Source organism: Bacteroidota bacterium, from assembly GCA_016706865.1.
Classification (GTDB): Bacteria; Bacteroidota; Bacteroidia; order Chitinophagales; family BACL12; genus UBA7236.
Window position 1 is genome coordinate 209258 of sequence record JADJIS010000003.1, and the last position, 15773, is coordinate 225030.

At 35.7% G+C, this 15773-nt stretch carries 11 protein-coding genes; 10 read left to right on the forward strand and 1 reads right to left on the reverse strand.

What is annotated here, in order from left to right; genetic code table 11:
• The first annotated feature begins 36 nt into the window (after positions 1-36).
• Positions 37-663: a 16S rRNA (guanine(527)-N(7))-methyltransferase RsmG gene (gene rsmG / locus IPI31_10490; GenBank protein ID MBK7568236.1), complete on the forward strand. Its 627-nt coding sequence runs from the start codon at positions 37-39 to the stop codon at positions 661-663.
• A gap of 541 nt (positions 664-1204) precedes the next feature.
• Here the strand turns inward: rsmG and IPI31_10495 are convergent.
• Complete coding sequence (locus IPI31_10495) at positions 1205-4543, reverse strand: M1 family metallopeptidase (GenBank protein ID MBK7568237.1); 3339 nt, start codon at positions 4541-4543, stop codon at positions 1205-1207.
• A 58-nt stretch (positions 4544-4601) separates the two neighbouring features.
• Here IPI31_10495 and dprA point away from each other — a divergent pair, with 58 nt between their 5' ends.
• The 9 genes from dprA to IPI31_10540 all read left to right on the forward strand — a co-directional run bounded on the left by dprA (position 4602) and on the right by IPI31_10540 (position 15762).
• The gene (gene dprA / locus IPI31_10500) at positions 4602-5687 is read left to right on the forward strand and encodes a DNA-protecting protein DprA (protein MBK7568238.1); all 1086 of its coding nucleotides are present in this window, start codon (positions 4602-4604) and stop codon (positions 5685-5687) included.
• A gap of 187 nt (positions 5688-5874) precedes the next feature.
• Positions 5875-9672 (forward strand): T9SS type A sorting domain-containing protein, encoded by a 3798-nt coding sequence (locus IPI31_10505; protein MBK7568239.1) that lies wholly within the window; start codon positions 5875-5877, stop codon positions 9670-9672.
• Between the two features lie 329 nt (positions 9673-10001).
• A complete protein-coding gene (gene pckA, locus IPI31_10510; GenBank protein ID MBK7568240.1) occupies positions 10002-11615 on the forward strand; it encodes a phosphoenolpyruvate carboxykinase (ATP) in 1614 nt (537 codons plus the stop codon).
• A 149-nt stretch (positions 11616-11764) separates the two neighbouring features.
• Positions 11765-12544, forward strand: a complete 780-nt coding sequence (locus tag IPI31_10515) for an SUMF1/EgtB/PvdO family nonheme iron enzyme (protein ID MBK7568241.1) — start codon at positions 11765-11767, stop codon at positions 12542-12544.
• A 20-nt stretch (positions 12545-12564) separates the two neighbouring features.
• Positions 12565-12918 (forward strand): gliding motility-associated C-terminal domain-containing protein, encoded by a 354-nt coding sequence (locus tag IPI31_10520; GenBank protein ID MBK7568242.1) that lies wholly within the window; start codon positions 12565-12567, stop codon positions 12916-12918.
• The gene (locus tag IPI31_10525) at positions 12915-13805 is read left to right on the forward strand and encodes a PorP/SprF family type IX secretion system membrane protein (protein MBK7568243.1); all 891 of its coding nucleotides are present in this window, start codon (positions 12915-12917) and stop codon (positions 13803-13805) included. The genes IPI31_10520 and IPI31_10525 overlap by 4 nt, the downstream gene beginning before the upstream one ends.
• A gap of 6 nt (positions 13806-13811) precedes the next feature.
• Positions 13812-14528 (forward strand): 16S rRNA (uracil(1498)-N(3))-methyltransferase, encoded by a 717-nt coding sequence (locus IPI31_10530; GenBank protein ID MBK7568244.1) that lies wholly within the window; start codon positions 13812-13814, stop codon positions 14526-14528.
• Positions 14525-15199 (forward strand): DUF4159 domain-containing protein, encoded by a 675-nt coding sequence (locus IPI31_10535; protein ID MBK7568245.1) that lies wholly within the window; start codon positions 14525-14527, stop codon positions 15197-15199. The genes IPI31_10530 and IPI31_10535 overlap by 4 nt, the downstream gene beginning before the upstream one ends.
• Positions 15200-15312: 113 nt before the next feature.
• The gene (locus IPI31_10540) at positions 15313-15762 is read left to right on the forward strand and encodes a response regulator (protein MBK7568246.1); all 450 of its coding nucleotides are present in this window, start codon (positions 15313-15315) and stop codon (positions 15760-15762) included.
• Positions 15763-15773 lie beyond the last annotated feature (11 nt).

The following is a 15773-nucleotide window of genomic DNA, read 5'->3' on the forward strand; positions in this document are numbered from 1 at the left end:
TGCAATTCAAATAAATTATCCTTAAAATTGTTTCCCGTGGACATAATTCTGAAATATTTCCCCAGCCTCGACAAGAAGCAACTCGCCCAAATGCGGCAAATAAAACCGCAATATCAATTCTGGAACGAAAAGATAAATGTGGTGAGCAGGCAAGACATTGATAATATTTATGAACATCATGTTTTACATTCCTTATCCATTGCCAAATTCATCGATTTTTTACCTGGAACCAAAGTACTTGACCTTGGAACAGGTGGTGGATTTCCGGGAATTCCACTCGCAATTCTTTTTCCTGAAGTGCAATTTCATCTGATCGATTCTATTGCAAAAAAAGCACAGGTTGCAGAATCCATTGCACGTGATCTCGGTTTAAGAAATGTTACTGTGGAACAAATACGGGTGGAAGATGTAAAAGAAAAATACGACTTTGTAGTTACTCGTGCTGTTGCAGATATGATGATATTATACGACTGGACAATTAATATTATAAAAAGAGGCGGATCATTTAATGATTTTCCTAATGGATTAATTATGCTAAAAGGCGGATTTCTCGATCTTGAAATTGCTCCTTTCAAAGAATTCCTCTACAAATTTCCCATTACCGAATGGTTTAAAGAGCAATGGTTTGTGGAGAAGTATTTGTTGTACTTACCCTTGGATTAGATTTAGGACACAGGATATAGGACATAGGACTTGATATAGGACATTGGAAAATAGACAAAGGACTTTGGTTTTATTTAACCATGTAAACTTTTGTAAATCCTGCTAACTTTTGTTATCCATGTAAACTGTAAAAAATAATATCGAATATAGAACAAAGAATAAAGAACAATAATCGGTGAGACAACCCCAAGGATTTGCCTCCGAATTAACTTTTCAATGTAACTATATACTTACTCCCCTATGGGGTAGGGGGCCAAAGACATTAATCGGATCGTAGCCCTGAAACTTTTGCTAAACATGTAAACTCCTATAAATAAAAAATAACAATCAAAAAATAAAAAATAATAATCGGATCGCAGCCCTGAAACTTTTGCTAAACATGTAAACCTTAGTTAACTCAGAACCCAGAACTCAGAACCCAGAACTCAGAACTCAGAACCCAGAACTCAGAACCCAGAACCCAGAACTCAGAACTCAGAACTCAGAACCCAGAACTCAGAACTGAAACATGTAGTGATCGACGTAGGAGATCTACTACATGTCAGAACGCTCTACTAACCCCAACCACATATCTCAACTTAAAATAATCCGGCTCATCAAATGACGGATGATTTAAAAATAAAGGCAGATCAATTCGGAGTGTTATTGGTTTTATGGTTTCTAATTTTCCGAACCAATTCCATGTGAAGGCAGAACCAATTCCTGCATCAGCGCGCAAGGAGGAAAGTGATTTAAATTCTTCATCAATGGAAAGTATTCCAGCATCTGCAAAAAGGTAAGGTTCCATTTTGATGAATTTTATCAGTTTAAATTTAAATAATCGATTGAATTGCAATTCCATGTTTACTGATGTGCCGCTCACTCCTGTGTAGGCAAGATATAACTCCCCATTTTCGTCGGTTTCTGCAGCGAGATAACCGGCATAGCCTCTTAAATTTAATCCTCCACCTGCATGAAAATGTCCGGTTGTTTCCGAAAAATTCACCCATTCATCAGGAAAAAATCCTCTTGAACGCGTGTATTTATCATCTAATAATTCTTCGCTGTTTGCTCCTGCAAGCATTAAAGAAGATTCAAACGGAATATTGGATCCACTGCCAAACTGAATAAAATAACGCGTGCGCAGATCAAATTTTCCGAGTTTCGTAAAATTGATCGCTTCCATATTTATGCGCGAAAAATCATAGTCGCTGAAAAGGTCGTTACTGCGGAAATTAAAAATTAATTTTCCTGAGCCTTTGAAATATCTGTAATTATGATCGTAATCAATATTTATCGAATTGTTTTTTTCCCTTCCAATAAGATCGCTGTTATATAAATATTCCGGTTTATTAAAATAAAGATCCTTCACATAAACTGACAAAGTATTCCTTAATCCGTCGCCTAATTTCTTTTCAAATCCGGTTTTTAGTTCGAATACCCCATCAAGATATTTTGTATCAAATATAAAATTGCTGTTTGGAAGAAATCTGTCGGTAGAAGTTTTGTAATTCAGGTCGAAATTAAAAAGATCGTAATCATCTTTTTTATCAATAATTTCGTTTCCTTCGGAATTTAATTCGGTAAACTCAGGATCGTATAATAATCCTTGAGCTATTCCGGTGTTGTACCATGCAGTGAATTCGAGTTTGTGTTTATATCCGAAATAATCTCCATTAAAATAGATTCCGGCCTTTAATCCGTCGTAGGAATTTCCCCAGATCTCCGGCCGCCATTTCATGGTATAATTTTTCCAATCTTTATAATTGGAAATTTGTGAATCAAATGTAAGTGTAACAGGACATTTCCAACTATTATCCAGTTTGTTAATATCTGCTAATCTATTTGTTGGGTCAATAATTACATCCTTAATTTTTTGTGTTGTTGTAATGTGTGCAACATACTCCTCATTTAATTTATCCCAACCATACCATTTGGGCAAACTGATCACGTTTTCGAAATAGGTTCTGTCAATTCTGCCTTTAGGATTTGAAATATTTTTAACTTCATTTTTATTGTACCAGTTATTTGGAATATAATAATTTAAGGTATCACCATTTTCGAGAATTACAATAAAATCGAGTGGCATTTGCATTTGTCCCTTGCGCTCAAAGGTGATATCATAATTTAATAAAGTTTGCCCGTCAAGATTTGCATTCGATTTTTTATGTACATTTTTAATTCCGTAATCAATATTTTTTGTGGTTTCCAACCATTGATCAAAAAACCAATTCAGGTCCACATGTGTATATCCAATAATAGAATTCCGGAAATCTTCAAAATAAGGGTGACATAATTTCCATTCTTCCGTATAATTTTTCATCGCTGATAAAAAGAGATCATCCCCCAACACATATTGGAGATTATAGAGCATAACTGCCGTTTTATAATAAACATGTCTGTATCCCCCACCATGACCAAGTGCTGAATTAAACATATCTGAATGTGTGTTCAGAGGCATGTCTTTACTGCGCGCAGCATCTTCAAGATAGGCATAATAAACTTCACTCATCATCATTTCCTCGGGATTTCGGTATTTCGCTACGTATTTATCCCGTTCAGGATATTGAACCCTCAATTCTCCATCAATTTTAATGCAACCCCATGCAGTTAAAAATTGTGCAAATCCCTCATCCAAAGAAGCGCGATAGGTTTCATTATTTCCTACCATTCCAAAATACCATTGATGTGCAACTTCATGCATCAACAGATCGCGATAACTGGGATCATATCCACCATCTAAGGTTAACATAGGATATTCCATTCCATCCCTTGCATCGGCAACAACTATTTTCGGCCATATATAATCGCTGAAATCGGTGCTGAATGTTTCTATTATTTCTTTGGTATAATTTGCGGCATTCTGCCAATAGGCAGCATGACCTTCCTGAACTAAAGCAATACATCGCACTGCTTTTCCATTAAATAACGCAAGTGTTTCTCCAATCCTGTAATTTGGATCTGCAGTGAATGCAAAATCATGCACATTTATTGCATAATATTTCCAGATCTTTTTATCTCCTTCTGTATAGGGAATAATTACAGATGCTTTTTCTTCCCAGGGTTTGGATGTAAAATTTTTAATATCCAGTTTTTCTCTAAGTGATTTTGGCATTACTTCGGCTTCATTTTCTAAATATCCCGTTGCTTCCACAATATAATTACTCGCAAAAGTTAATTCCACTTCATAACTTCCAAAATCGCCATAAAATTCTTTACCTAAATGTTGATCTGTATCCCATCCTGCTTTTCTATCATAAACACAAATTCTCGGATACCAGTGAACACCATCATAATGTGTAAAATCTCCGGAATTAAATTTTTTCATTCTTCTGCGCAAACTCCCCGCATCAAAATAAGTTTTAAATGGAATTTGAAAGGTAATATTTGCTCCCGGTTTAAGTGGTTCAGGAAGTTCTACTTTAATTACGGAAAAATCTTGTATAACTGTTGTTTCTTTTTTAACAGCAACTCCATCCCACTTAATTATTGCGATCTTCTCTATTTCCGTACCCTGACCTTGCGCTTCATATTTGCCAAAAGTGCTTTTAATATCATTTGCCTTGTTTAATTCATCAACATATGAATTCGGTTGAAATGCTTCCTGATAAAGATGAAAATAAACAAAAGGTAATGCATCAGGTGAATTGTTATAATAGGTCAACGTCACCATCCCATCAATAATATCTGTTTTTTCATCGATCTCTGCTTTTATCACATAATGCACGTCTTGCTGCCAATATCCTTCGAATGGCTTTTTATTTTTCCAATAATATGGATTTTCTGCACTGCGGTAAGAATAACCCGGGCGATTGAAAACATCAGGTAATATCTGACTATAGCCCGAATTGAAGATTAACACGAATAAAATTGTCAAAAAAATGTTTTGCAGATGACGCATGTTCTTATTTGATTTGTGAAAAATATGGATACAAATATAGAAACCCTTAACAAACAAGATGTATTACTTTATCGCTTTAACATTAATTCCGGGTATTGGGCCCGTTAATGCCAAGTCACTTTTAAGTTATTGTGGCAGTGTAGAAAAAATATTCAATATGAAAGCTTCCCAGTTACTTCGGATACCGGGAATTGGGGAAGCGGCAGCAAATGCTATTGTTAGTCACGATGTTTTTGCCAGAGTAGATGAGGAAATGTTGTTTTTGGAAAAGAAAAACGTACAATGTCTCACTTTTTTGGATGATAATTTCCCAAAACGCCTTAAAAACTGTGTTGATTCTCCCATAGTGCTTTATTATGCCGGAAATGCAGATCTTAATGCGGAAAAAATAATTGGAATCGTTGGAACAAGAAATTCCACCGATTATGGGAAAAATATTTGTGATAATCTGATAACGGATATTCAGGCTGAAAATATTCTGGTTGTAAGTGGGTTAGCCTATGGAATTGATATTGCGGCGCATAAAGCCTGTGTTAAAAATAATATTCCAACAGTAGGCGTGCTTGCACATGGCCTCGATAGAATTTATCCCTACACACATAGAGAAATGGCCACAAAAATGATTCAAAATGGCGGTTTACTCACTGAATTTATGAGTAATACAAATCCTGACCGGCAGAATTTCCCCAAAAGAAACCGGATAGTGGCAGGAATGATTGACGCTCTTATAGTGGTAGAAACTGCAGAAAACGGTGGTGCAGTAATTACCGCCACACTTGCCGATTCTTATAATAAGGATGTGATGGCATTTCCCGGAAATATCAACAGTAAATTCTCTAAGGGTTGCAATAATCTTATTAAAACGAACAGAGCGGCATTGGTGGAAAATGCGGCCGATATTTTATCCTTAATGCGCTGGACAAAAAATGAGATTATACCAAAACAACAGCGCACCTTGTTTATCGAGTTTACGGAGGAAGAAAGATTGATTTATGATCTATTACAGGAAAAAAAGGAGATAGGGATTGATGAGTTGACCAATAGCGTTGCACTCTCCCCAAGCACCATTGCGGGTAATTTATTGAATTTAGAATTTCAGGGAATAGTGGTTTCTCTGCCTGGAAAAAGGTATAAATTAATTTAGTTGACCCTGGTTTTTACAACTTTAGGAGGACAGTTTTTCCAGGATCGCAGGTAAATTTCCCATTCATTCAATAACTGGTTAAGTCATTTCGCACATTATTTTGCACATTCTGCTCAAAGTGGGTTGTGAGGAATGTTTTGAATGTTGAATTTTCGGAATTATTAGTATAATTCTAAATCTCCGAAATATGAAACAACATTTTTTACTTGCAGTCTCTTTTCTGGTAAATTCAATTTTATTGGCACAAACACCGGAAAAAAAAGTTTTATTACAAACACATAATGGCGAATTCAATAATTTAATTTCTGCCGACCTTGACAATAATGGAATTGATGATTTTATTGTAACAGAAGGGTATATAAACTGGTTTGAAGGAACCGGAGATACTACCTGGGGAAATTCGCATGTTATTGCAGAAGATGGATTACTTAATGTTAGTGATTGTCGTGTAATTGATGTTGATCTCGATGGATTAGTTGATCTATTTTACATAACAGGTTATGGTGCGTATAATTTCGGTTGGCTTAAAAATCCGGGAGTTGTAGATGCAGAATGGATAAATAATGAATTACCCGGTGCTTATTACGATTTTATCGGTTTATTTGATGTTGATGGTGATAGCGATAACGATCTTGTTTATGAAAACGACGGATCACTTTTAAAGTGGAGAGAAAATATTGATATGGATTTTTCTGAAATTCATACAATACCTGATGCACTGCCATCTTTAGCTTCAAGCTCGGTGTGCGATTTTGATCAGGATGGTGATATGGATTGGACAGGATATTTTTATGATTGTTGTGTAAAATATTTTGAAAATAATAGTGATGGCACATTTACGGAATTTATGATTTCTACGGATGAATATGAAGATAATGTTTATACTACAGATGTAAATGGTGATGGTTATTCAGATATTATGATCACATATTATTATGAAATAGATGTTGCAACTTTTAACCCGATAACGAATACTTTTAATCCGGTAGCATATTGGGATAATGCATATGTTACCAATCTACAGTTTAAGGATATGGATAATGATGGAGATGAGGACTGGGTAATATTCGAACAAGTTGGCGGCGATAAGTATATTTTATGGGTGGAGCGCACCATGGGAGAACCTATGTTGATGGATGATGTTGAATACCTGATTACTGGTTTACCCTCCTTATCTCCATATATTTCATTAATTGATTTAGATAACGATAATAAATGTGATGTTTGGACCGCTAATGGAATTGGAGTTGATGTTTACTTAAATCAATTACCTGCAGGATTTGCATCATTTCCAACAAGCCCGGAAAATACCTGTATGAGAATGGACATCAGTCGCATTTTTGATATTGATAATGATGGAGATAACGATCTTATGGTAGCATCGCATAATGGTAGATTGGGTTGGTTTAAATATGATATTGCAACGGATTCATTTTATAGTGTTCATTATTTACCAAATTTTGAATCCAGTCCTTATCCTACATTGATGAAAGAATTTGATTTTGACTTGGATGGTGATATGGATCTTATTACTTCTTTCAGAAGTTCAGGAGGTGCAGAACAAATTGCTTATTATTGTATAAATGATGGCGACGGAAATTTTAGTATTCATGAATTTGATGATATGGCATTCAACGATATTTGGCTTACCGATGCCGATGAAGATGGTGATGATGATCTTGTAGTTATGCAATTTTCATCACCAAATTATTTGCATTTGTATTTAAATTCTGCAGATACCAGTAATTTATTTGTTTATGAAGAACAAATTACCCTTACCAGCACTTGGAAATCATTTGATATGATAGATATTGACAATGATGGTGATGATGATTTTATTGGGGCCAGATTATATTCAACGCAGATACAATTAATTACAAATATTTCCGGTGGAACATTTTCAGCTCCTGATCTATATTATACAACACCTTGTTCTTCAGTTGCAGCATTATATACTGACGATTTTGATGGGGATGCTGATATTGATTTTATGTACGTTTGCACAACAACCGAAAATGTTACCCTTGCAACAAATAACCTTGGGAGTTTTAATTACACTGCTATCGGTCAATTTAGTGATAACCTGATCTCAGGTCCTTCGTATATGGAAACCAGAGATATTAATAGTGATAATATTCCTGATCTCATAAACTCACAATATGCAGGTTCAACAGATATTAAATTGTCAACAGGTCCTGGAACTTTCATGGAAGAATATGTGAATATTTATTCAGAATTTGGACAATTTGGTTATTTCGATAATAATACAATTGTAGATTTTATTGGAGCAACTGATTTTGAATTTTATATTAATTATAATGCAATATTTTCAGCGCCTGTTTATACTATTTCAGAACCTGATGCAACGTATTTAGAAGAAAACGGAACCTCCGATGGAGTAACTATAACATTTACAGAAATACCACAAGTGGAATTGAGGATAGATATTTATCCTTCCGGTAGTATTGATGCCGGAGCAGGGGAAGGTATGCCGGTGCAATTGATATTTTCTCCCGATGAAACGGCTTTGATCCCTCAAACTATTAGTTGGTTGGTTCCTGATGATTTAATTGTTGAAGATATTGTTTACAATAACGTTCAAATTCTAAATGATCCTTTAAGTTGGGGAATTTATGACGGTGCAATAAATGAAATTTACAACTATATGGTTACAGATAATGATGCCGGTTTATTTATGGACGTTGCCGATATTACTTTAACAGAAGGTGTAACAGCTGCTACGATTACTGGGCATTTAAATATTATCCCTACAGCAGAATCAATATTAAATATAATTCCTGATGAACATATTAATGCGGGCGAGGGAACAGGTGAAATTACAACCCTCCCTATAACTTCCGGTATCGACGGATTAAATGAATTTATTTTTACACTTTCCGTAGAAAATGATTTTATTCATGAACTCACTTATTATGAAGAGATAAATTTTGATCTGAGTTCTGCGGACATACTTTTAGAGGAATTAATTGCGGATCCACTTCCGGTAATAATAAATGACAACGATTATGTTTCCGTATCAACGGCTTTTCCTGCAGGCACAATTACAGAAGAAATAGAACCTTTTACCATTGGATTTAATTTAAGCTCCGCACCGGAAGCTAACGTTATTATTCATGCAATTCCCAATATGCAATTTGATTTAGGTGCAGGAGCAGGTGTTCCGGTATCAATGACTTTTATTGCAGATGGTACTTTACCTGTTTATCAAAACTTTAGTGGAACTGCTGTGGAAGATGCTGTTTATGAAGGACTTCATTCTGGAGTTATCACCTTTACAATTGAAACCACTGATCCATTTTATGAAGTTTGGACTATTGATGATCTGTTTTTAAATATTATTGATAATACTGAAATCGCAGGTGTGAATGTTGCTTTTCCCAACACTGATTATTTTGTGGAAGGATCTATGGATATTCCAGGTGAATTAAGTTTATTTTCAATTCCTGATGAAGAAGTAATTGTGTATGCTACTCCGGATGCGCAACTCGATCTTGGAGGCGGCGCCGGAAATATGATTTATTTTACTTTTGAACCTAATGATACAGCTTTAATTCCTCAACAAATAAATATATCGGTTGTGGATGATATTTTAGTGGAAGGAGATCATATTGGTACCATTACATTTACAAGCGAGTCGTATGATATTCTTTACCAAGACATTACTATTGCTGATATAATTGTAAATATTACCGATAATGACAATACAGTTGCCATTGAAGAGTCTACAGAAATCTTCCCTGTAATTTATCCAACGATCAATAACGGTATATTCACTGTTGAAACTGGTCCGCTATCTGTTGGTGCAATTATTTCTGTTATAAATATGACGGGGCAGATCGTTTTTGCGCAAACTGCACAACAAACGAATTCTATTGATATATCATCATTTGCTTCCGGAAAATATTTTGTTTTGCTTAACAATAATGATAAAATGTATACAAACCCCATTGAGATCGTAAAATAAATAACTAATAAAAATTAAGAACTGCTATCCCCATGTAAAACATTTTGTAGATCACCGAACCGCAACAATCCCCATTATTGCGGTTTTTTTTATTGCACCTTTTTTTGAATAAGAGCCTGTTCGAAATATTTTTCAACAAGAACTCAGTTTCTTCTAATTATTAAATTTTCATTCAAAACAGCTAGTAGCAATGGTTTGAGCCATTTAAGGGACAGTAGAAACCTGAAAATTTTCTTAAATGAAGATTTTTTATAAAAATTGATGACTAAAGTAATCCCTAATAAAAAATGGCTGGATTATCTTTGCAGCCGAAACAATCCGGCATCAAAATGAACGAATCAGGAATAAAAAATCCTTCTGCTTCTTTAAGCAAGATCGGTCTGAACCATACAGCTAACGCCTTTTGGAATTTATCACCTGCCGAACTGGTGGAACATACCATCTCACGCGGTTTTGGAGTGCTCGCAGACAGTGGAGCCCTGGTTGTGGATACCGGAAAATTCAGGGGAAGAGCGCCAAAAGATAAATTTACTGTTCGCGATGAAAAAACTGCCAACACAGTAGACTGGAACAATGTAAACTTTCCTGTAGAAGGGGAAGTTTTTGACAAATTGTATCAAAAAGTATTGAATTACCTGAGTTCTAAGGATATTTGGGTGCGCGATAATTATGCTTGTGCTGATCCCAAATACCGGATCAATATCCGCACCATCAACGAATTTCCCTGGGGGAACCTTTTTTGCGACAATATGTTTTTACGTCCTTCCTTAGAAGAAATAAAAACACAAGAACCCGATTGGCTTATCATTAATGCACCCGAATTTCAAGCAGATCCAACAGTTGATGGAACGCGGGAAAAGAATTTCGCCATGATCGATTTTACCAAACGTATAATTTTAATTGGTGGAACAGGTTATACCGGTGAAATGAAAAAGGGAATTTTCACGGTTTTAAACTATTGGTTACCACAGGAAAAAGGCGTTTTAAGTATGCATTGTTCCGCTAATGTTGGCAAGGATGATGATGTGGCTATTTTCTTCGGTTTATCAGGAACCGGTAAAACAACTTTGAGTGCTGATCCGGATAGGAGATTGATTGGTGATGACGAACACGGCTGGACAGAAGATAGTGTTTTTAATTTTGAAGGCGGTTGTTATGCCAAATGTGTGAATCTTTCCGCAGAAAATGAGCCTCAGATATACAGTGCGATAAAATTCGGTTCCATCCTGGAAAATATTGAGTTTTATCCCGGAACCAGAAAAGTGGATTTTGCAAATATTACTAAAACGGAAAATACACGGGTAAGTTATCCAATAGAATATATCGATAATATCATGCAACCAAGCATGGGCGGACTTCCGAAAAATATTTTCTTTCTAACCTGTGATGCTTTTGGTGTTTTGCCTCCGATAAGTAAACTAACACCCGGACAGGCAATGTATCAGTTTTTGAGCGGATATACTGCTAAAGTTGCGGGCACGGAAGCAGGTATCACCGAACCTCAGCTTACATTCTCCACTTGTTTTGGAGCACCGTTTATGCCTTTGCATCCCACTAAATATGCGGAGATGCTGGGTGAAAAAATGCGTAAACACAAAGTAAATGTTTGGTTAATAAATACCGGATGGTCCGGCGGATCATATGGTACCGGTAAACGTATGAAATTATCCTATACCAGAGCAATGATTACCGCTGCTTTAAAAGGAGAATTGGACAATGTCCAATATTTGGCGCACGAGGTATTCGGCTTAATGATTCCACAATCTTGTCCAAATGTACCATCTGAAATTTTAGATCCAAGAAATACCTGGTCTGATAAAACACTATATGATACTAAAGCTGCAAACCTTGCTGTTCAATTTGTGCACAATTTCGAAAAGTATGCGGATAAGGCAAACGCGGAAATACTTGCGGCTGCACCAAAGGTGACTGCTAAAGTATAAGATATACACAAGGGAGTTTCTCCCTGTGGCGGATGATGCATGAGCCATGCTTCAGGGCTAACTCTATGGAATCGGTGATAAAATTATCCTGTTCTAATAATGTTTCCTGTTTGTTTCCGATTTTTCTTAATTTCGTAAAAAGTATTTTTATGCAAAGAGTCGGTTTAATAATATTTACTTTAGCGGCAGGAATAATATTTTGTTCTTTTTTGTTTAAAACAGGTCCAGAAAAATATTTAAAAAAACAAGGCTTCAGATTTATTTCATTATCAAATGAAAATAAGGAGGAAGGTTTTTTCATTTTTGAAACGGAGATTTCCAACGATACCTATAAATATTTTTTGAATGACCTTAAATCAAAAGGTCGTACCGATGATTATGAAATTGCAAGGGTAGACAGCAGCGGATGGGAGATCGCATTTAATGATTTTGCACCTTATACCAATTTCTATTTTCAACACGAATCTTATGATCAATATCCCGTTGTAAATATTTCTTATGAAGGTGCAGTATTATATTGTAAATGGCTGACCGAAATTTATAAAAGTGAAGGATATGATATAACTGTTTCTCTACCGGATTCAATTCAATGGAAAACTGCTGCGAAAGGTGGAAATGCAGAAAATATTTATAGTTGGGAAGGAACTGCGAATGTAAATAAGAAAGGTTTTTACAAATGCAATGCAAAAAAGGAGGAAGAATGCAGTTATGTTACAGCACCGGTATATTCGTTTGAAAAAAATAATTTCGGACTTTACAACACTTGTGGAAATGTTGCGGAAATGTTGAAGGAAAAAGGAAGTCACAAAGGTGGAAGCTGGAATAGCTCGTTGAATTACGTAAAATTAGATTCCAAAGATGAATATGCAGGTATGTCGGAACCTTCACCATATATTGGATTTCGACCGGTGGCGATCATTAATAACTAAAAGAAAATTTTAGAAATACCATGCGCACAATTTTTTTAGTTTTAAGTTTTTTATTGGTGATTATTTCTGATTCAAAAGCTCAAACGGGAGTTTGTGATTCCCTTGTCATTCCGAATGTTATCACTCCAAATAACGACGGATTTAACGATTTTTGGGTAATAGAATGTATTGAATATTTTCCCGACAATGAAGTACAGGTTTATAACAGATGGGGACAAATAATTTATCAGGCTTATGGTTATGATAATAATTGGAATGGAACATGGGATAAAACCAAAGGCGATCTTCCGGATGGCACTTATGTCTACATTATTAAATTAAATAAGGTCGGTGAAGAAAAAAATATTACAGGGTCCTTAACCGTCACGAGATGAAATTAAAAAATTTCTGTTTTACACTCTTATTTTTTATAGTGTTTTCATTTACTCATGCGCAGCAATCAATTTTTTCACAATACTACTTTAATCCTGTTTACAGCAATCCTGCTTTTACAGGAAGTGATTATAAATTAAGTATAAGATCACAATATCGGTCTATGTGGTCTGGCTTGGGATTGGGACCAAATACGGCCTTAATACTGGCACAAAGTCCTATTGGCTTATCATCTTCCTCAATCGGTATCAGTTTGATGAATGATTATATTGGACTTTCGAATTCCACAGAAGCATCTGTTTATTATGCATACAGGTTTCAAACAACGTTCGGTAGAATTGCTGCGGGAACAAATATTAATTTTCAAAACTATACTCAGGATCTTACTTCAGCATTACCAAAAGATCCCGGTGATCCTGCTTTGGCTGCCGACATTAATTTATTTTTGTTTAATTTGGGATTTGGTGTGGCTTGGGAAAATGAGAATGGATATTTTGGACTTTCCACTCCGGGTATTTTAAAAAATGCAATTTCTGAAACAAGTAATGATCCTTCTTCTGAAACTTTAATTCAATTTAATCTCATTGGTGCTTATACTATCGATATTAATTCTTTATGGAAAATAACACCTTCAGTTTTATATAAATATCTGGAAACTATGCCGAGTCAGATGGATATGCAGGCACACTTATTATACAACGATCAATTTCAATTAGACTTGGGCTATCGCACAAATACAACATATATAGTTGGAGTATCTTATAAATTTTTAGACGAGTTGCAGGTTGGATATTGTTACGATCTTGACAATAGTTCTTTTGGTTCCACTAGCGGAGGAAGTCATGAATTAACAGTGGGTTACGTTTTTAATAAAAGTAAATCGGAATAATATATTATGCATTTATTTTATGCACCTGACATAACTGGAACTGATAACTACCGGCTTTCTGAAAAGGAATCGCATCACATAATTAATGTATTGCGATCTGTAATTGGTGATAAAATGCATTTGACAGATGGGAAAGGTAATATTTACGAAACGGAATTAATTGAGATCACCAAAAAGTATGGTATTGTTAGAATTCTATCCCATAAAAAACATCCTCCCAAAAGATTTAAAATACATATTGCAATCGCTCCCCCAAAAACGGGAGATCGTGTTGATTTTTTGCTGGAGAAATTAACGGAACTTGGAGCAGATATCATTACACCTTTGGAATCTCAAAATTCTGAAAGAAGAAAATTCAACCGCGAAAAGGAAGAACATACCCTGATATCCGCAATAAAACAATCAGGCAATCCGTTTTTACCGGTATTAAATGAAATGACCGGATTTAATAAATTTATCACTTCGATCAAGGATGATCATTCCGAAAAGTATATCTGTTATTGCAGTGGAGATACCAAAGATCTGTTAGCGAGGTTATACCAGGCTCCCCATAATGTAATTATCTGTATTGGACCGGAAGGTGACTTTACGGAGGAAGAGGTTAAATTTGCAATGGAAAATAAATTTATACCCGCGGGACTTGGAGATCAGATCATGCGAACAGAAACGGCAGGAATTTTGTGCTGTGGGATCATAAATACCATTAATCAACTTAGCTCATGAAAATAGCAGGTACTTTCTTTATACTTTCACTCACTTGCTTGATAAGCAGCTTTTCACCACCGGCACCTGCTTATTCCATTGCACTTTTAAAATATAACGGGGGAGGAGATTGGTATGCAAATCCAACATCGCTCCCTAATCTTGTGGAATTTTGCAATAAGAACCTCGACATTAATATTAATCCCGATCCGCCAACCATTGAAGCGGGGAGTCCTCAATTATTTAATTACCCCTTTTTGCATATGACCGGCCACGGAAATGTGGTTTTTTCCAACGAGGAAGCGCAGAATATGAGGACCTATTTACTTGCCGGGGGCTTTTTGCACATTGATGATAATTATGGTATGGATCCTTATGTGCGTCCGGCCCTTAAAAAAGTTTTCCCTGAACTGGACCTGATAGAGCTTCCGTTTAGTCATCCCATTTTTCATCAGAAATATGATTTTAAGAATGGTTTGCCTAAAATTCACGAGCACGACAATAAGTCTCCTCAAGCCTTTGGTTTGTTCTGGGAGGGCAGGCTTTTATGTTTGTATACTTTTGAATGTGACCTTGGCGATGGTTGGGAGGATGCTGATGTACACAAGGATCCTGAGGAAACAAGACAAAAGGCATTACAGATGGGTGCTAACATAATTCAATATGTTTTTATGGGTCGTTCTGACCTTTAAATGGAATAAATCACGACTATTTTCCAACATGTAAAAATTAATGCATACTTTCGTAACGGGGGAATTGGGGGAAGTCTATTGTAAACACATATACAGACCAATTAAGTACAAAGATGAAATCCCAAAAGGATGAAGTAATGCAGATTCTTCTTGTAGAAGATAACCCCGGCGATATCAGATTAACGCAGGAAGCTCTCAAAGAGGGGTCGATCAAAAATGTACTTAATGTGGTGAAAGATGGTGTGGAAGCCTTGGATTACCTGAAAAAAAAGGGTAAATTCATGAATAACCCCACTCCGGATATTATACTTTTGGACCTCAACCTGCCCCGAAAGGATGGTCGTGAAGTGTTGGCTGAAATTAAGGCAGATGAATATTTAAAGTTAATTCCTGTAATCATACTTACAACCTCTGATGCCGATCAGGACATCATTAGAAGTTATAAGTTGCATGCAAATTGCTTTATAACCAAACCGGTGGATCTCGACCAATTTATTTTTATAATTCGTCAGATCGAAACTTTTTGGTTTACTGTAGTTAAATTACCCATCAAAAAATACTGATAATCTGGAAT